We start from the raw sequence: 17,476 nt of genomic DNA, 5'->3' as shown, positions 1-17,476 counted from the left end.
CCGTTTGCCCGTTGTCCCGGTAAATTCCCCGCTAAGAGGTCTTGTCGCTTGTTAACCTCTTCGGGAATGAACGGAAAAGGTTAACACCGGGTAAAGACAATCGACAATCCCGTGCCGCCATCAGGTCACAGCGCGCGCATCTTCTTCTGCCGCCGCCGCTCGGCCGAGGAACCGATGCCGATCGCCTCGCGGTATTTGGCCACCGTGCGCCGCGCCAGATCGAAGCCTTCTGCCTTGAGCAGGTCGACGAGGCTTTGGTCCGACAGCACCCGGGCCAGGCTTTCCCCGTCGCACAGCGCCCGGATGCGGGCCTTGACCGCCTGCGAACTGGCCCCCTCGCCATCGGCCGCCGGAACGCCGCTGGAGAAGAAGTATTTCATCTCGAACGTGCCGCGGGGGCACGAGAGGTACTTGTTGCTCGTCACGCGGCTGACGGTCGATTCGTGCAAATCGATGGCGTCTGCCACTTCGCGCAAGGTCAGCGGCCGCATTGCCGAGATTCCGTCGCGGAGGAAGCCTTCCTGCCGCTTCACGATCTCGCTCGCGGTTTTGAGGATGGTCTTCTGCCGTTGATCGAGGGCGCGGATCAGCCAGTCGGCCTCGCTCAGCTGTTCGTTCAGCCATGCGCGCGCGCCGGCATCGTGCGCGCCGGCCTTGAGCTCGACGAAATAGTCCCGGTTGACCACCAGGCGGGGGAGGGTGTCCTCGTTCACGCGGATGGTCCAGCCGCCGCCCGGCGCCGGCTCGACGATGACGTCGGGCGCGATCGGCGAATGCTCGCACCCGCCATAGCGGCAGCCGGGCTTGGGATCGTAGGAGCGCAGTTCCGCCAGCATTTCCGCCAGATCCTCGTCATCGACATCGCACAGGCGTTTCAGCCGTGCCACCTCGCCCCGCGCGACGAGATCGAGATTGTCGATCAGCCGCGCCATGCAGGGATCGTAACGATCCGCCTCGCGCGCCTGCAGGGCGAGGCATTCGCTCAGCGAACGGGCGCCGACCCCGGCGGGATCGAGCGTTTGCACGAGGCGCAGCGCGCGTTCGACTTCCGCCAGCGGCGCGCCCAGGTCGTCGGCAAGTTCGCGCAATTCGGCATGGAGATAGCCGGCTTCGTCGAGTTCGGCGACAATGCGCTGGGCGATGATCGCCTCGCGCCGGTCGCCGGCTGCGTGAGAAAGCTGGGCGATGAGATGTTCGGCGAGCGAGGGCCCGTCGCCGCTGCGGTTTTCGAGTATCGGCGCATCCCCGCCGGCCCCGCCGTCGGCGGCGCGCGACCAGTCCCCGCTGTCGCCCGGCGCGGCTTCCGGATCGAGCGCATGGCCGGCGATATCGAGCGCCTCGCCTCCGTCCGGGCCGGGGCTGGCATCATGTTCGGCCGGCTGGGCCAGCGGCTCTGCCGGCTCGCTCGAGGTGTCGCCGATATCGAGCAAGGGGTTCGCCTCGAGCGCGTTGGCCACGAAGCCTTCGAGTTCGAGATTCGACAGCGCCAGCAGCCTGATCGCCTGCTGCAGCTGCGGGGTCATCACCAGTTGCTGGCTCTGCCGAAGGTCCAGTCTGGGCGCGAGCGACATCGCCGTCCCTAGCCGCTGCGGGTGGCGTCGGCCCCGCTCACAACGTGAAGCTTTCGCCGAGGTAGAGCCGCTTGACGTTCTCGTCCGCAACCAGTGCCTGGGGGGTGCCCGCGAACAGCACCTGCCCGCCATAGATGATGCAGGCGCGATCGACGATCTCGAGCGTCTCGCGGACGTTGTGATCGGTGATGAGGACGCCGATGCCGCGGGTCTTCAGATCCCTGACCAGATCGCGGATATCGCTGATCGAGAGAGGATCGATCCCGGCGAAGGGTTCGTCGAGCAGCATGATCGAGGGCTTCGCAGCCAGTGCCCGGGCGATTTCCGCCCGCCGCCTCTCGCCTCCCGAAAGCGCCATCGCCGGGCTCGACCGGAGGCGCTGCAAGCCGAATTCGTCGAGCAGGCGATCGAGTTCGCTGGCGCGCGTATCCCGGTCCGGCTCGACCATTTCGAGGACGCAGTTGATATTCTGTTCGACCGTCATCCCGCGAAAGATGCTGGTTTCCTGCGGCAGATAGCCGAGGCCGAGGATCGCGCGGCGATACATCGGCAGTTTGGTCACGTCCTCGCCGTCCATGAGGATGCGGCCCGAATCGGGGCGCACCAGGCCCATGATCGAATAGAAGCAGGTCGTCTTGCCGGCGCCGTTCGGGCCGAGCAGGCCGAGCACCTCGCCCTTGCCGACGGTCAGCGAAATGTCTGTCAGGACGGCCCGCTTGTCGTAGCTCTTGGCGATCGAGATGACTTCGAGCCCGCCCTGCGGGATGGGCGGTGCAGCATCGTGAACCGCAACGTTATCGGGACTGATCAGGGTCTCGGCCATGACAGCGGCCATAGCACGCGTGCCGCCCCGCGGAAGCCTCAACCCCCTCCATATTCGACCAAAGTGCGCGGTCCTTGCCATCGACGCCGATCTTTGAAACAACATCGGCGGGAGCAAACATATCTGGGAGAGAGGTATGGCCAAGGTCCTGGAAGGACAGCCCGCCAATCGTCAGGCGAGCCACTGGCAGGCGCGCGACTGGCGCCGGTCGATGAGCAATCACGTGGCGTCCGCACTGATCGTCTACACCGCCCTGCAGATTTTCATGACCGTCGGGGCCCTGCGCGATGGGCTGCCGTCGATCCTGCCCTATCTGGCGCTGGTGCTGCTGGTGGCTGCGATCATTCCCGCCTGCCGCTGGTTCGAGGGCCACTGGAGCGGGATTTCCGAGAACGCGGCGCACGATCCGGCGCTGAAGCCGGCGTTCCGGCGCGATGTGATCGGCTTGTGGCTGACGGCGATCGGCCTGCCGCCATTGATCACGCTGCTGTTCCGGATGCTGACCGGTACCCTCGGCACCTAGGGTTGTAGGCCTGCCGCCCTTGGGATAGCCGCGCCCCGATCGATCGCTATCGCAAGGACGGTGCCGCAATGATGGATACGGAAGGCGCGCTTGCCCGGTGCGGCGAACTGGTCGCGCTGGCCAGGCGCAAGGGGGCGGATGCCGCCGACGCCGTCGCCCATGCGGGCAGTTCCCAGAACGTGACGGTACGCCTCGGCAAGCTCGAGGATGTCGAACGCTCGGAAAGCGAGGAAATCGGCCTCAGGGTCTTCGTCGGGGAGCGGTCGGCCTCGATCAGCACCAGCGATTTCGCCGCCGAAGGGCTTGCGCTGCTCGCCCAGCGGGCCGTCGAAATGGCCCGTGCCGCACCTCGGGACCCCTTCGCCGGCCTTGCCCCGCCCGAAGCGCTGTTCGCCGGCGAAATGCCCGATCTCGACCTGTTCGACGAGAGCGAGCCGGCACCCGAGGACCTGCGCGAAACGGCGGCGGCGGCGGAAGCGGCCGCCCTTGCGGTGGCCGGCGTCACCAACAGCGATGGCGGCACCGCGGGCTACGGACGGGCGGTCGCCGCGCTCGTGACCTCGAACGGCTTTGCCCGCGGCTATGCCTCGAGCTGGCATTCGCTCAGCGCGAGCGTGATCGCGGGCGGGGGCGGGGACAAGCAGACCGACCATGCCTCGCGCAGCGTCCGTCACCGTTCCGATTTGCCGGGCGCGGACGAGATCGGGCGGCTTGCCGGTGAGCGGGCGGTCGCGCGGATGTTTCCCACCTCGCTGCCTTCAGGCCGGATGCCGGTGGTTTTCGACCCGCGCGTCGGGGGCGGGTTGTTCGGGCATCTGATCGGCGCGATGTCTGCCGCCGCGATCGCGCGCAAGGCGAGCTTCCTGCTCGGCCGCGAAGACGGACAGCTGTTCGATCCCTCGATCCGGCTGCTCGAAACTCCTCTTGCAAAGCGCGGCCTCCGCTCGCGGGCGTTCGATGGCGAGGGCGTGCCCTGCACCGACCGGGCGCTGGTCGAAGGGGGGCGGATCGGCGGATGGCTCGCCAATGTCGCGGCGGCGCGTCAACTGGGCATCGGGCTTACCGGCCATGCCTCGCGCGGGGGCGGGGGCGCGCCCGGCATCACCGTCGCCAATGTGCACCTGGCCCCGGGCACGGTGACGCCGGCGGCACTGATGGAGGACATAGAGGACGGTTTCTACGTCACCTCGCTGTTCGGCCAGGGAGTCAATCCGGTAACCGGGGATTACAGCCGCGGCGCGACCGGCTTTCGTATCCGCGGCGGCGAGATCGCCGGCCCGGTTGCCGAAATCACCATCGCGGGTAATCTGCCCGATATGTACCGCGCGTTGATCCCGGCCGACGATCTGGTGTTCGAACGGGCGCTCAATGTCCCGACCCTGCGAATCGACGGGATGACGGTGGCCGGACAATGAAAAGCGTGTTCGCCGCCCTTGCGCTGATCTTCGCCGCCGCGTCTCCGGCGGCGGCAATCCTGCCCGCCCTGCCCGAACCCGCCCCATCGGAAGCTGCCGCCACTGCCAGCCCGGCGTCGACGATCGACAACACCCAGAGGGCCGGCGACGACGAACGCATCGCTGCCCGCATCCGCGGCATCCTTGGCGAACTGCCCGCCTTCGGCGATGTCGACGTCGCGGTGAGCCAGGGCGTGGTCCGGCTGTCGGGCACGGTCCCGGCGCAGGACGACATTGCCCGGGCCGAAGCCATCGCCGGACGGGTGGCAGGGGTCGTCACGGTGGAGAGCAGTCTCGAACGCGACGTCTCGCTTGCCGCGCAGGCCGGCGGGATCGGCGCGCTCAGGGCTAAACTCGACGGGCTGGTCGCCATGCTGCCGCTGCTGGCGCTCGCCCTCGCGGTCTGGGCGGTGATCGCCGCGTTCGGCTATCTTGTCGCCCGGCTCGCGACCCTGTGGGGGAAGCTTGCCCCGAACAGCTTTCTCAAGGACCTGATCGCCAGCGCGATCCGCTTCGTCTTCATCGTCGGCGGGCTGGTTGTCGCGCTCGATATTCTCGGCGCGAGCGCGCTGCTCGGCGCGGTGCTGGGCGGCGCAGGGGTCGTCGGCCTCGCGCTCGGTTTCGCCTTGCGCGACACGATCGAAAACTATGTCGCCTCGCTCATGCTCAGCCTGCGTCAGCCGTTCCGGGCCAACGACTGGGTCAGGATCGATGATCTGGAAGGGCGGGTCATCCGCCTGACCAGCCGAGCGACGATCCTGATGAGTCTCGACGGCAATCACCTGCGCATTCCCAACGGCCAGGTGTTCCGCGCGGTCATCACCAATTTCACCCGCAACCCGCAGCGCCGTTTCCAGTTCGACCTCGGCGTCGATGCCGACGACGATGCGCTGGCGGCCAGCCGGCTCGGGCGCGAGACGCTGGCCGGCCTGCCGTTCGTCCTCGACCAGCCGCCGACCGAGGGGCGCATCGTCGAGGTTGGCGATTCGAACGTGGTGATCCGCTTTCTCGGCTGGATCGACCAGACCCAGACCGACTGGTGGAAAGCGCAGAGCCGGGCAATCCCGGCGGTCAAACAGGCGCTGGAAACGGCTGGGTTCGGAATGCCGGAGCCGATCTACCGGCTGCGGTTCGATCCGCGTTCGGCCAGTGTTCCCCTGGTCGATCCGCACGGCGAGAGCCCCTCACCGGAACGGCGCGCGGATGCCCGGGCGAAATCCACCCCGGCACCCACAGCGCCCGCCGACCACGAGGATGTCCGCCCCGCCGACGAGATCGAACGAATGGTCGCCAGCGAGCGCATGACAGGCGGGGGCGGCGGGCAGGAGAAGGACCTGCTCGACCATGCCCGCCCGGTCGAATAGCGGCCTTCAGCCCTTGGAAGTACGCTCGCGCTCGATGCATTCGAGGACGATGCGCTTGGCTTCCTCGGCATCGCCCCACTTGCCGACCCGGACCCATTTCTCGGTCTCCAGATCCTTGTAGTGGGTGAAGAAATGCTCGATCTGCTGGAAGATGATCGTCGGCAGGTCCTTCGTTTCGGTGACGTCGCTGTAATAGGGGAAGGTCGTGTCGACCGGGACGCAGACCAGCTTCTCGTCGCCGCCGTGTTCGTCCTCGAGGTGCAGCACCCCGATGGGGCGGGCGCGAACGACGCAGCCCGGAATGAACGGGCTGCGGCTGATCACCAGCGCATCGAGCGGGTCGCCATCGTCCGACAGCGTATGCGGGACGAAGCCGTAATTGGCCGGGTAGCGCATCGGGGTATGCAGGATACGGTCGACGAACAGCGCGCCCGACGCCTTGTCGAATTCGTATTTGACCGGTTCGCCCCCGGTGGGGACTTCGATGACGACGTTAAGGCTTTCGGGCGGATTGTCGCCCGTGGGAATCATGTCGACGCGCATTGAGGGTTCTCTTGTGATGATTGACCGGTGGCGGCCACCGCCGCGCCGCCCTAGACAGGGCCGGGCGGCGAGGCAACATGCACGAGCCGGGCTGTGGCTGTCCGGCCCGATATGGGGCGCAGCCTACCGCACCCGCGCCGCGAGCAGGCGGTCGAGCCCCTGCGTGCCCCTGCCGGCAGGCTCGATCCAGGGGTAGCGCAGCCCGCCGTCGTATTCGATCGTCACCGTGTCGAAACGCTCGCCCCGCTTGACCAGCAGGTCGATGCCTGCGCCGCTGCCTTTGGCTTTCGTGATCGCGTCCTTCATCACGTCGGCCGAATAGGCCTCGCCGTCCACGGCAACGATCCTGGCGCCGTTGACGATGCCTGCATCGAAGGCCGGCCCGTCGAACAGGGTCGCCACCACCGTGCCGTCGGCCGACAATGTCAGACCGAGCGAATACTGCAGGTCGAGCGTCCTGGCATGATCGGTACGGCCCTTGGCATAGGGGTTGGGCGTATCCTTCCAGACGAGGCGATAGCCGGCCATTTCCAGCCCGCGCAGCGGGGCTGGCTGGCCCGGCTGGCGCAGCCGCGTATCGAGGAATCCGGCCCAATCATGGGGGTGGACGGCGTTGAGTCCGGCGACGACCTCGTCGAAATCATAGGTCAGCTGGCCCCAGTCGCCATCGCCCTTGCCGAAGAAGGCCCGCGCGAAATCGTCGAGCCCGCGCCGGCCCCGCGTGCCGGCACGGATGATCTGGTCCGCCTCGAGCCAGGTCAGCGCGCCTTCGACGTAATAATCCTCGCTGCGCTGCAACGAGCTGTAGGGCACCGGCCGGCGCGCGTTGATGATCGGATCGTAGGTCGTATCCTGGACGCTGCGCCAGGCGCGCCCGGGCTGTCCTTCGGCGTAGTTGGCGACGGCAAGGGCGATGGTGCCGAGGATCACGTCCTTGCTCTGCAGCCCCGAGCGGGCCGCCAGGACCCAGCCCCAGAACTGCGTCTGCCCTTCGTAGACCCACAGCAGGGTATCATCCATCGGGGTGCGGTAATCGGGTGTCCACAGCCCTTCGGGGCGGCGGAACTTGCCGTTCCAGCTGTGCACCAGCTCGTGACTGACGACGTTGCGGTCCCAGTCCATCTTCTCCCAGTCGATCAGGGTGTGGGTCTCGTACTGGTTCTCGCTCGACCGGTGGTGTTCCAGCCCGATCCCGCCCATCCGATCGGTCATCGCGAGGAGAAAGGTGTAGCGATCGAACTGGCGCGTCCGGAACAGGGCGTCCGCCTCGTTCACCAGTCGTTCGAAGGTCCTGGCGTTGTCCGGCGCCAGCTCGAGATATTTCGGCGCGTCCGCCACCGCCCCCAGCCGGACGTTGCGGCCGAGCGTCCATTCGCGCGAATGCTTGCCGGCAAAGATCGGCGAATCGACCAGCGTCTCGTAATCGGTCGGCGCGAAGCGGACGGTGTCGCCCGTCCGCGCCTGTCCGTCGAGCGCGGTGAACACCGTCCATCCCGCCGGCACCGTCACGCTCGGCGCCACGGCGATCCGCCGGACGTAATGCCCCTCGGGATAAAGGCTCATCTTCTCCCATTGCAGGTTGAGCATTTCCTGCGTCATCGTGATCCGTCCCTCGCTGCCGGTCAGCGGCGAGGTATGGAGAAAGCTTGCCGTCACTTCGCGCGTGCCTGCGGGCAGGTCCACGGCGAACCGGTAGACATCGTAGGGATCGCGCCGCCAGGCGAGCGGTTGCCCGTTCGCCTCGAAGCGGATGTTGGACAACAGGTTGATCGGCCCGCGCGGGGCATGGTTGCCGGGCAGCCATTCGGGGAACAGCAAGGTCAGCTGGCGCATCCCGGCCGGCACGGGGATCGCCTGCCTGACGCTGTAGATCCCCCGGCGCGTGTCGCTCGCATCGATATCGAGCCGGATCGTGCCGCCGGGCCACGCGCTGTCCTGCGGCAGCGGGGTCGCATCGTCGAGCTGCGCGGCGACGGGGGCGGACTTCGTGGCGGGCGCGGGGGCCGGCTGGGCCAGCGCCGGCTGCGCGGCGAGAAGCATGACGAGGGCGAGAGGCGCGGTGCGAATGATCATGCGCGCGTTCATGCGGTGGCCCCGCGGGCAAGGCAAGCTCTGCCTCGACGAGCGGCTTTCCCGCGCCTTCCGAACGCGCTAGGGCGCGGCGCCCATGACCAAGCCATCGACCACCACGCCCCGGCCGATCCGCGGCACCCAGGACATCTTCGGCGCCGAGGCGGAGGCCTTTGCCTTCGTCGTCGAAACCTTCGAGCGGGTGCGCAGGCTCTATCGCTTTCGCCGCGTCGAAATGCCGGTATTCGAGCGTACCGAAGTCTTCGCCCGCTCGATCGGGGAGACGACCGATATCGTCTCGAAGGAAATGTATTCCTTCGAGGATCGTGGCGGCGAAAGCCTTACCTTGCGCCCCGAATTCACCGCCGGGATCGCCCGTGCCTACCTCACCAATGGCTGGCAGCAATATGCGCCGGTGAAGATCGCCACGCACGGCCCGCTGTTCCGGTACGAACGGCCGCAGAAGGGGCGCTATCGCCAGTTCCACCAGATCGATGCCGAGATCATCGGTGCGGCCGAACCGCAGGCCGATGTCGAACTGCTCGCCTTTGCCGACCAGCTCCTGCGCGAACTGGGGATCGAGGGCGTGACCCTGCACCTCAACACCCTGGGCGATGGCGATAGCCGAGAGGCGTGGCGCGCTGCGCTGGTCGAATATTTCCGTGCCGTGCGCGGGGACTTGTCCGAGGATTCGCAGGAGCGGCTCGAGAAGAATCCGCTCCGCATCCTCGACAGCAAGGACCCGCGCGATATCGCTTTCGTCGCCGATGCGCCGAAGATCGACCAGTTTCTGTCGGACGATGCCCGCACGTTCTTCGACGCGGTGACCGGCGGCCTCGATGCGGCGGGGGTGAAGTGGCAGCGCGCCGAAAGCCTCGTGCGCGGGCTCGACTACTATCGCCATACCGCCTTCGAGTTCGTGCCCGCCAACGGCAGCGCCGCCGCCGCCGCGCTCGGCAGCCAGAGTACGGTCCTGGGCGGGGGTCGTTATGACGGCTTGATGGAAAGTCTTGGCGGCTCGGCAACCCCGGCGGTCGGCTGGGCGGCAGGGATCGAGCGGCTGGCGATGCTGGTGGGCGAGCGGGGCGCCGATCGTCCCGATATCGCAATCGTCTCGGAACACCGGGCTTTCGATGATAGCGCGATGCAATATGCCGCGCGGTTTCGCGCGGCCGGTTATTCGGTCGAGCTCTTCGCGACGGGAAACCCGCGCAAACGCTACGACAAGATGCTGCGCATCGACCCGCGCGCGATCGTCAAGGTCGGCCTCCCCGATGGCAGCGACGGCCTGTCGATCAAGGCCGAGGAGGACGGGCGGCTCAGCTCTGATCGATTGCAGGACGTAGCAACGAGTCCTTTGTGACGGCGGTTGCCGTATGCCTGAGAAGGGCATTTACCTCGGGCGGGCTTGGCTTTCCTACCAGGGCCGCATCCTGATACCCCGCCAGCCGTGCCGCCCTGAATTTCCCGCTTTCCCCCCAGCGCAAATTTCCGCATCAGGACTGTGTGACAAGTGTGACACCGTTCAGCCAACCGGATACGAACCTTGCAGATCCCTCCCGAACGCCTCGACCAGATCGCCCATCGCTTTGCCGAGCTTGAAGCGCGGATGGCGAGCGGCACGCTCGAGGGCGACGCCTTCGTCCAGGCCAGCCGCGACTATGCCGAACTCGAGCCGGTGGCGAAGGTCGCGGCCCGGGTGAAGGCGGCGCGCGAGGAAATCGCCGGGCTCGAGGCGATGCTGGCCGATCCGGAAATGCGCGCGATGGCCGAGGAGGAACTGGCCGCCCAGCGCAGGCAGCTGCCCGAACTCGAACATCGGCTGGCGATCGCCATGCTGCCGCGCGACAGTGCCGACAACCGGCCCGCCATGCTTGAAATCCGCGCCGGGACCGGCGGCGACGAGGCGGCGCTGTTCGCAGGCGACCTTTACCGGATGTACGAACGCTATGCCGGCGAGCAGGGGTGGAAGGTCGAGCCGGTCAGCATGAACGCGAGCGAGGTCGGCGGGTTCAAGGAAATCGTCGCCAATGTCGCCGGGCAGGGGGTGTTCGCAAAGCTCAAGTTCGAAAGCGGGGTCCACCGCGTCCAGCGGGTGCCCGAGACCGAAAGCGGCGGGCGCATCCATACCAGCGCGGCCACCGTCGCGGTGCTGCCTGAACCTGACGAGGTGGACGTCCAGATCGACCAGAACGACCTCAAGATCGACACCTACCGCGCCAGCGGGGCGGGCGGGCAGCACGTCAACACCACCGACAGCGCGATCCGCATCACGCACCTGCCCACGGGCACGGTCGTTACCTGCCAGGACGCCCGCAGCCAGCACAAGAATAAGGAGAAGGCGATGCAGGTGCTGCGCGCCCGGCTCTACGAGGCGCAGCGTGAGGCGAGCGAGGGCGCCGAAGCCGAGGCGCGGCGGGCGATGGTCGGCAGCGGGGACCGTTCCGAACGCATCCGCACCTATAATTTCCCGCAAGGCCGGGTGACCGATCACCGCATCGGGCTGACCCTGCACAAGCTGCCAGACATCCTCGCCGGACCGGGGCTGGGCGAACTGGTCGATGCCCTGATCGCCGAAGACGAAGCCAAGCGGCTGGCGGCGATGGAGGGGTGAGCCAGCCGACGATCGCCGCTGCCCTGCGCGCGGCGGCAGAGGCGCTCGAACCAGTCAGCGAGACCGCCCGCCTCGATGCCGAATTGCTGATGGCCGAGGCCGCCGGCATCACCCGGTCCGATCTGGTGACGCGCTTCATGCAGGAGCCGCCGCCCGCCGGCTTCGCCGCGCTGCTCGCCCGCCGGATGACGCACGAGCCCGTCGCCTACATCCTTGGGCGGCAGGAGTTCTATGGGCGCGAGTTCATCGTCTCCCCGGCGACCCTGATCCCCCGCCCCGACAGCGAAACCCTGATCGATGCCGCGCTGCACCTGCCGCAGGCACACGGCCGTGTGCTCGATCTCGGCACGGGGACGGGGGCGCTGCTGCTCACCGTGCTGGCGGAGAAGGGCGGGGAGGGCTGGGGCACCGATCGCAGCGCAGAGGCACTGGCGGTCGCCCGACGCAATGCCGCCGCGCTCGGTCTCGAAAGCCGCGCCCGCCTGCTGGTGGCGGACTGGTCCCGGCCCGGCTGGGCGCATGCGATCCCGCCATGCGATCTGGTGCTTTGCAACCCGCCCTATGTGGAAAGCGATGCCCCGCTTGCGCGCGACGTGGCGGCGTTCGAGCCGCACGGGGCACTGTTTGCCGGTCCGCAGGGGCTTGACGATTACCGCCTGCTGGCGCCGCAGCTGCGCGGCCTGCTCGCCCAGGGGGGCGCGGCAATCTTCGAGATAGGCCATCAGCAGGCCGATGCCGTAGCCGCGCTGTTCGCAGCCGAAGGCTTCGCCAGCAGGCTCTGCCGCGACCTTGCCGGACGTCCGCGTGCACTGGTTCTTACATAAGGGCTTGGCAAAGGGACGCCTTGTCATTACTTCGAGAACACGGCCTGCGGGATATGGATCGATATCCCTCACGGCCTTGACCCATCCATTGCAGTTCTGATGCAGCGCCCACGGGCAATGCATATCGTGCAGGAACGGGGTGGCGCTCGGTGGTGGACCGTGCGCGCGAGGGGGAACGCGGCCAGAGGCGAACCGGGGGTTCGCGCCGCGCCATATGTGAGGATCGATACCCTTGAACAACAATCGCAACAACCGCCGTCGCGGACGCGGCAACCGCAATCAGGGCGGCGGCGGCAATAACGGCAACCGGATCGATAGCCGGGCCCGGGGCAACGCCCCCCAGCTGCTCGACAAGTACAAGAAACTGGCGCAGGACGCGCAGCACAACGGTGACCGCGTGCAAGCCGAATACTATCTCCAGTTCGCCGATCACTATTTCCGCGTCATAGCCGATAACAAGGCCCGTCAGGACGAGGCGCGCGGCACTCGCCGCGACGATGATCGTCCGATGCAGGACGACGACGGCGAAGACGGCGATTTCGAGTTCGACGGCGACGACCGGCGGATGAGCCGCCCGGCCCGCCCCCGGCGCGAGGATGCCCCCGAAGCCGAAGAGCGACAGGCCCAGCGCCCTCGCCGTACCCGATCGCGTGACGATGGACCGGCCGCGGGCGATGACCAGGACGCGGCCGCCAACCCCTTTTTCGCCACCCCCGATGCCGCGCCGCGCCCGCGCCGGACCGCGCGCAAGCCCCGTCGCAGCGAACAGGGCCAGGCGGGGGTCGAAGGCGAGATCGATCTGGCCGCCCTCCCGCCCGCAATCGGGTCAGGCGATGGCGAGGGTGCCCGTCCGGCACCGCGCACCCGCCGCCGCAAGCAGGATGACGACGCGGAAGTCGGCGCGGTCGGCTGACCGGGTACGCGCGCAGTCATGCACGGCGTCCCTCTGGGAGACCACGCTGAGGACAGGCCCTCCGGCGGAATGGCTCGCGGCGTGATCTCGCGGCCTGGCGTGCTGGCCTTGAAGCATCCGCGGCTATCGCCGCTGGTACTCGGTGCGCTGGCGGCGACCGGCTATCCGCCGCTGAATCTGTGGCCGCTGGCGCTTGCCGCCATGGTGGGCTTCGTCTGGCTCGCATGGCGCAGCAGCAACGCCCGAGGCGCGTTCCTCGGCGGCTGGCTGTTCGGGGTGGCGCACTTCACCGTCACCAACAACTGGATCGCCACCGCCTTTACCTATCAGGCGGAAATGCCCGCAGAGCTCGGCTGGGCGGCGGTGCCGTTGCTGTCGCTCTATCTCGCGGTGTGGCCGGGGCTCGCAGTGCTCGCCGCATGGCGGCTCGCGCGGCGCGGAGGGCTCGCTGCGTTCTCGCTCGCGTTGGGAGCGATGTGGGTGGCGGCGGAATGGTTTCGCAGCTGGGTCTTCACCGGCTACGCCTGGGGGCCTTTCTCGCTCGCGCTCATGGGTCCGTGGGACCGGGCGGCGGCCGGGCGCCTGCTGCCGTTCACCGGGACCTATGCCCTGTCCGGCCTGCTGGTGGCCGCATGCGGACTTGCCGCGGTGCTGATTCTGCGGCGACAATTCCTTCCGCTGCTGATGTTCGGGGCGGGGACGGCGCTGGTGGTCCTCTGGCCGTCGGATCGGGGGCCGCAAGGATCGCTCCCGCTGACACTGGTTCAGCCCAATCTCCAGCAGGACGAAATGAACGATCCGGCGCAATTCGAGGCGCAGTTTCAACGCATCGGCGCGCTCAGCCTGCCGCGGCGGGATATCGACCGGCGGCTGGTTCTGTGGCCCGAGAGCGGCATTCCCGACTATTTGCGCGCGGGATATCCGCAGCGCTATTACGACCAGATGACTGCCGGTGGCGATCCCGAATTCGCCCGCTTCCGGATCGGCAAGGTGATCGGCCCCGGCAGCCTGCTGCTGACAGGCGCGGTCGACCTCGAGATCGGCGAACGCGATGGCCGCCCCGCCGCAATTGGGGCTTACAATTCCGTTACTCCCGTCGCCGCCGACGGAACGCTCGGCGAACGCTATGCCAAGGCTCATCTGGTTCCGTATGGCGAGTATCTGCCGCTGCGCGGTATTCTCGAGCCGCTGGGCCTCAGCCGACTAGTGGCGGGCAAGGTCGATTTCCTCCCCGGACCCGGTCCGCGCACTGTCGACCTCGGCGCATGGGGGAGGGCGGGGATGCAGATCTGCTATGAGATCGTCTTTTCGGGCGAAGTCGTAGAACCTGGCAACCGGCCGGATTACCTGTTCAATCCTTCCAACGACGGCTGGTTCGGAAGCTTCGGCCCGCCACAGCACCTGGGGCAGGCCCGGATGCGGGCGGCGGAGGAGGGATTGCCGGTCCTGCGGGCGACCACCACCGGGATCAGCGCGGTCATCGACGCTCGCGGGGTCGTCCGCCAGGCGATCGGGCGCAATGTCGCCGGGCGGATCGATACGACCGTCCCCCCCGCCGGGGCGCCGACCCTGTTCGCCCAGCTCGGCCACTGGCTCACCCTGCTATGGGGTGTGATCCTGCTGGTCGCATCCCTTATTGCCAAGCGGCGGCAAGCAAGGTACCGGGCCAGCCAGACATAAAGCAATCTTTATATTCTTATATCGCCGGAGACAGCATGCGCGCCAATTACCTGTTCACCTCGGAAAGCGTCTCCGAAGGCCATCCGGACAAGGTGTCGGACCAGATCAGTGACGCTATCGTGGATCTCATGCTGGCGCAGGATCCCGAGGCGCGCGTGGCGTGCGAGACCATGACCACGACCCAGCGCGTCATCCTGTCGGGAGAGATCCGCTGCGCGCCGATGTATGACGCACACCGGGCGGAATGGGCTGAAAACGGCGGCTGGGCACCCGGCGCAAAGGAAGACATCGAGAAAGCGGTACGGCGCACGGTCCGCGAGATCGGCTACGAGCAGGACGGCTTTCACTGGCAGACGCTGACCTTCGAAAACCATCTGCATGGGCAGTCCGCGCATATCGCGCAGGGCGTCGATGCCAGCGGCAACAAGGACGAAGGCGCCGGCGATCAGGGCATCATGTTCGGCTTCGCCTGCGACGAGACGCCCGATCTGATGCCGGCCACCCTCGATTACAGCCATAAGATTCTCGAGCGTCTGGCGGCGGACCGCAAGAGCGGCGCAGCGCCGTTTCTCGAACCCGATGCCAAAAGCCAGGTGACCCTGCGCTACGAAAACGGCAAGCCGGTGGCCTGCACCGCGATCGTCGTCTCGACCCAGCATGCCAAGGGCTATGACCAGGGGGCGCAGGAAACCGAACTCAAGGACTACATCAAGCGCGTCGTCGGCGAAATCCTTCCGCAAGGGTGGATATCAGCCGACACCCAATGGCATATCAATCCAACCGGCGCGTTCGAGATTGGCGGGCCGGATGGCGATGCCGGGCTTACCGGCCGCAAGATCATTGTCGATACCTATGGCGGCGCGGCCCCCCACGGGGGCGGGGCCTTCAGCGGCAAGGACCCCACCAAGGTCGACCGTTCGGCGGCCTACATCACCCGCTATCTGGCGAAGAATATCGTCGCTGCGGGCCTCGCCACGCGCTGCACCATCCAGCTGGCCTATGCGATCGGCGTGTCCAGGCCGCTGTCGCTCTATGTCGACACCCACGGCACCGCGGTCGACGGGGTGAGCGACGAGCAGCTCGAACAGGCGATCGCCTCGCTCGAGAAGCTCGGCGGGCTGACCCCGCGGGCCATCCGCACACATCTGGGCCTCAACAAGCCGATCTATCGCACAACTGCTGCCTATGGCCATTTCGGCCGCACTGCCGAAGGCGATCGTTTCCCGTGGGAGCGCACCGATCTGGCCGCAGATCTTAAAGCGGCCCTGACCACGCGTTAAGGCGAGTCGCTGTCACCTTGGCGGGGTGACGCGCGGTCGAGCGCAAGTTCGGCTTCCGAAAAGAGGAACGGGCTACGAACGCCGGGGATGCCGTCCAAATCGATTTGCATCCCCCGGGCCTGCACCTGGGGTTCGGCGAACACCTGGTCGAGTGCATAGATCGGACCGGCGGGGATCCCCGCCGCCGCGCATTTCGCCAGCAAGTCCTCTTTCACCCAGCGGGCTGTCTCGTCAGCGATGATGGCATCGAGTGCCGCCCGGTTGGCGAGGCGGTCCGCGTTGGTTGCGAAGCGCAAATCGGCGATCAGGTCGCCTCGGCCGAGCACCACCAGCAGGCGACGGAACAGTCCGTCGTTGGCCGGGGCGAGGACCACCTGCCCGTCCTTCACCGGGAACACGCCATAGGCGCTCACCTGGGCGTGCTCGTTGCCCATGCGCGGCGGGTTGCTGCCGGTCGTCAGGTAATGCAGTGCCTGGCTGGCCAGAAGGCCGACCGAGCAATCGAGCAGTGCCATGTCGACATGCTGTCCCCGCCCGGTCCGCTCTCGCATGGCCAGCGTCGCCTGGATGCCGATCACGGCGTAGAGGCCGCAGGTGAGGTCCGAGATGGAGATACCCATCTTCATCGGCTGGCCCTGCGGCTCACCGGTCAGGGCCATGAACCCGCTCATGCCTTGGATGACGAAGTCGTACCCTGCCTCGCCCGCGCGCGGACCGGTGTGGCCGAAGCCGGTGATCGAACAATAGACGAGGCGCGGGTTGGCCGATGACAAGGCTGCGAAATCGAGGCCGAACTTGCCGAGTGCCCCGGTCTTGAAATTCTCGATCAGCACATCGGCCGAGGCGGCCAACCTCTTTACCCGTGCCAGATCGCTAGCATCGCGAAAGTCGGCGATGGTCGAACGCTTGCCCCGATTGGCGGCGTGGTAATACGCGGCTGAGCGTTCGCCGTCCTCGCGTTCGATCCACGGGGGGCCCCATTGGCGGGTGCCGTCTCCTTCAGGACTTTCGACCTTGATGACGTCGGCGCCAAGATCGGCGAGGATCTGACCGGCCCATGGCCCTGCCAGCACGCGCGCCAGTTCGAGGACCCGGAGGCCGGCCAGCGGCGCATTCGCATTGCGAGGTCTGTCCAGCCAATCGGCCATATGCGTGTCAGCCCAGCGCGACCTCGTAATGGGCCGTCGTGCTGCGGGCGACGTCTTCGGCGCTGATACCCGGGGCAAGCTCGATGAGGCGGAAGGGACTGTCGTGATCGGCCCGCTGGAAGACGGCGAGATTGGTGACGATCATGTCGACTACGTTCTTGCCTGTCAGCGGCAAGGTGCAGGACGGGATGAACTTGGGGCTGCCGTCCTTGGCCGTATGGTCCATGACCACGATGATCTTTTTGACCCCGGCGACGAGGTCCATCGCCCCGCCCATGCCCTTGATCATCTTGCCGGGGATCATCCAGTTCGCGATGTCGCCGTTTTCGGCCACCTCCATCGCGCCGAGCACGGTCAGGTCGATATGCCCGCCGCGGATCATGGCAAAGCTCTGGGCACTGTCGAAATAGGCGCTGTGCGGCAGTTCGCTGATCGTCTGCTTGCCGGCGTTGATGAGATCGGTATCCTCCTCGCCTTCGAACGGGAAGGGGCCGATCCCCAGCATTCCGTTCTCGCTCTGCAAGGTCACCTGCATGCCGGGCGGAATGTGGTTGGCGACCAGCGTCGGAATGCCGATACCGAGATTGACGTAGAAGCCATCCTGCAGTTCGCGCGCCGCACGGGCCGCCATCTGGTCACGATCCCAGCCGATCGCCTCATTTGTGTCGG

15 protein-coding genes are annotated in these 17,476 nt (G+C 67.2%); 9 read left to right on the top strand and 6 right to left on the bottom strand.

Annotated features, from left to right (window positions below; genetic code table 11):
* Window positions 1-125 precede the first annotated feature (125 nt).
* Window positions 126-1,571 carry an RNA polymerase factor sigma-54 gene (gene rpoN, locus ACHFFA_RS06430; protein WP_394270015.1) on the bottom strand — a complete coding sequence of 482 codons (1,446 nt, stop codon included), beginning with the start codon at window positions 1,569-1,571 and terminating at the stop codon, window positions 126-128.
* A gap of 37 nt (window positions 1,572-1,608) precedes the next feature.
* Complete coding sequence (gene lptB, locus ACHFFA_RS06425; protein ID WP_394270014.1) at window positions 1,609-2,394, bottom strand: LPS export ABC transporter ATP-binding protein; 786 nt, start codon at window positions 2,392-2,394, stop codon at window positions 1,609-1,611.
* A gap of 136 nt (window positions 2,395-2,530) precedes the next feature.
* On the opposite strand from lptB, the gene ACHFFA_RS06420 reads away from it, so the two are divergent.
* The 3 genes from ACHFFA_RS06420 to ACHFFA_RS06410 all read left to right on the top strand — a co-directional run bounded on the left by ACHFFA_RS06420 (window position 2,531) and on the right by ACHFFA_RS06410 (window position 5,735).
* Window positions 2,531-2,917 (top strand): hypothetical protein, encoded by a 387-nt coding sequence (locus ACHFFA_RS06420; protein ID WP_394270013.1) that lies wholly within the window; start codon window positions 2,531-2,533, stop codon window positions 2,915-2,917.
* Between the two features lie 68 nt (window positions 2,918-2,985).
* On the top strand, window positions 2,986-4,332 hold the full coding sequence (locus tag ACHFFA_RS06415; RefSeq protein ID WP_394270012.1) for a TldD/PmbA family protein: 1,347 nt from the start codon (window positions 2,986-2,988) through the stop codon (window positions 4,330-4,332).
* On the top strand, window positions 4,329-5,735 hold the full coding sequence (locus ACHFFA_RS06410; RefSeq protein WP_394270011.1) for a mechanosensitive ion channel domain-containing protein: 1,407 nt from the start codon (window positions 4,329-4,331) through the stop codon (window positions 5,733-5,735). The genes ACHFFA_RS06415 and ACHFFA_RS06410 overlap by 4 nt, the downstream gene beginning before the upstream one ends.
* A 6-nt stretch (window positions 5,736-5,741) precedes the next feature.
* On the opposite strand, the gene ppa is transcribed toward ACHFFA_RS06410, so the two are convergent.
* Both ppa and ACHFFA_RS06400 read right to left on the bottom strand, forming a co-directional pair.
* Window positions 5,742-6,278, bottom strand: a complete 537-nt coding sequence (gene ppa / locus ACHFFA_RS06405) for an inorganic diphosphatase (protein ID WP_394270010.1) — start codon at window positions 6,276-6,278, stop codon at window positions 5,742-5,744.
* Window positions 6,279-6,401: 123 nt separating this feature from the next.
* Window positions 6,402-8,351, bottom strand: coding sequence for a M61 family metallopeptidase (locus ACHFFA_RS06400; protein WP_394270009.1), 1,950 nt, complete (start codon window positions 8,349-8,351; stop codon window positions 6,402-6,404).
* A gap of 94 nt (window positions 8,352-8,445) precedes the next feature.
* Between ACHFFA_RS06400 and hisS the strand changes: the two genes are divergently transcribed.
* The 6 genes from hisS to metK all read left to right on the top strand — a co-directional run bounded on the left by hisS (window position 8,446) and on the right by metK (window position 15,659).
* Window positions 8,446-9,711 carry a histidine--tRNA ligase gene (hisS, locus tag ACHFFA_RS06395; protein ID WP_394270008.1) on the top strand — a complete coding sequence of 422 codons (1,266 nt, stop codon included), beginning with the start codon at window positions 8,446-8,448 and terminating at the stop codon, window positions 9,709-9,711.
* 183 nt (window positions 9,712-9,894) lie between these two features.
* Window positions 9,895-10,962 carry a peptide chain release factor 1 gene (prfA, locus tag ACHFFA_RS06390; RefSeq protein ID WP_394270007.1) on the top strand — a complete coding sequence of 356 codons (1,068 nt, stop codon included), beginning with the start codon at window positions 9,895-9,897 and terminating at the stop codon, window positions 10,960-10,962.
* On the top strand, window positions 10,959-11,786 hold the full coding sequence (gene prmC, locus ACHFFA_RS06385; RefSeq protein ID WP_394270006.1) for a peptide chain release factor N(5)-glutamine methyltransferase: 828 nt from the start codon (window positions 10,959-10,961) through the stop codon (window positions 11,784-11,786). Before prfA ends, prmC begins: the two co-directional genes overlap by 4 nt.
* Before the next feature lie 232 nt (window positions 11,787-12,018).
* Window positions 12,019-12,699 carry a DUF4167 domain-containing protein gene (locus ACHFFA_RS06380; RefSeq protein WP_394270005.1) on the top strand — a complete coding sequence of 227 codons (681 nt, stop codon included), beginning with the start codon at window positions 12,019-12,021 and terminating at the stop codon, window positions 12,697-12,699.
* An 81-nt stretch (window positions 12,700-12,780) separates the two neighbouring features.
* Window positions 12,781-14,379, top strand: a complete 1,599-nt coding sequence (lnt, locus tag ACHFFA_RS06375; RefSeq protein WP_394270004.1) for an apolipoprotein N-acyltransferase — start codon at window positions 12,781-12,783, stop codon at window positions 14,377-14,379.
* A gap of 35 nt (window positions 14,380-14,414) precedes the next feature.
* Entirely contained in the window at window positions 14,415-15,659 is a 1,245-nt protein-coding gene (gene metK, locus ACHFFA_RS06370; protein ID WP_394270003.1) for a methionine adenosyltransferase, read from the top strand.
* Here the strand turns inward: metK and ACHFFA_RS06365 are convergent.
* Window positions 15,656-16,807 carry a CaiB/BaiF CoA transferase family protein gene (locus ACHFFA_RS06365; protein ID WP_394270002.1) on the bottom strand — a complete coding sequence of 384 codons (1,152 nt, stop codon included), beginning with the start codon at window positions 16,805-16,807 and terminating at the stop codon, window positions 15,656-15,658. The two genes, metK and ACHFFA_RS06365, sit on opposite strands and share 4 nt — an antisense overlap.
* A 7-nt stretch (window positions 16,808-16,814) precedes the next feature.
* Window positions 16,815-17,459, bottom strand: a complete 645-nt coding sequence (locus tag ACHFFA_RS06360) for a CoA transferase subunit B (protein WP_394270077.1) — start codon at window positions 17,457-17,459, stop codon at window positions 16,815-16,817.
* Between the last annotated feature and the right edge of the window lie 17 nt (window positions 17,460-17,476).

This window comes from Qipengyuania sp., from assembly GCF_043423005.1.
In the GTDB taxonomy this organism is placed as follows: domain Bacteria; phylum Pseudomonadota; class Alphaproteobacteria; order Sphingomonadales; family Sphingomonadaceae; genus Qipengyuania.
This window is presented reverse-complemented; position numbering and strand designations above follow the sequence as displayed.

Bases quoted from the DNA above. Each gene is read 5' to 3' on its own strand.
- rpoN (WP_394270015.1), bottom strand. From the start codon at position 1,571: ATGTCGCTCGCGCCCAGACTGGACCTTCGGCAGAGCCAGCAACTGGTG.
- lptB (WP_394270014.1), bottom strand. From the start codon at position 2,394: ATGGCCGAGACCCTGATCAGTCCCGATAACGTTGCGGTTCACGATGCT.
- ACHFFA_RS06420 (WP_394270013.1), top strand. From the start codon at position 2,531: ATGGCCAAGGTCCTGGAAGGACAGCCCGCCAATCGTCAGGCGAGCCAC.
- ACHFFA_RS06415 (WP_394270012.1), top strand. From the start codon at position 2,986: ATGATGGATACGGAAGGCGCGCTTGCCCGGTGCGGCGAACTGGTCGCG.
- ACHFFA_RS06410 (WP_394270011.1), top strand. From the start codon at position 4,329: ATGAAAAGCGTGTTCGCCGCCCTTGCGCTGATCTTCGCCGCCGCGTCT.
- ppa (WP_394270010.1), bottom strand. From the start codon at position 6,278: ATGCGCGTCGACATGATTCCCACGGGCGACAATCCGCCCGAAAGCCTT.
- ACHFFA_RS06400 (WP_394270009.1), bottom strand. From the start codon at position 8,351: ATGATCATTCGCACCGCGCCTCTCGCCCTCGTCATGCTTCTCGCCGCG.
- hisS (WP_394270008.1), top strand. From the start codon at position 8,446: ATGACCAAGCCATCGACCACCACGCCCCGGCCGATCCGCGGCACCCAG.
- metK (WP_394270003.1), top strand. From the start codon at position 14,415: ATGCGCGCCAATTACCTGTTCACCTCGGAAAGCGTCTCCGAAGGCCAT.
- ACHFFA_RS06365 (WP_394270002.1), bottom strand. From the start codon at position 16,807: ATGGCCGATTGGCTGGACAGACCTCGCAATGCGAATGCGCCGCTGGCC.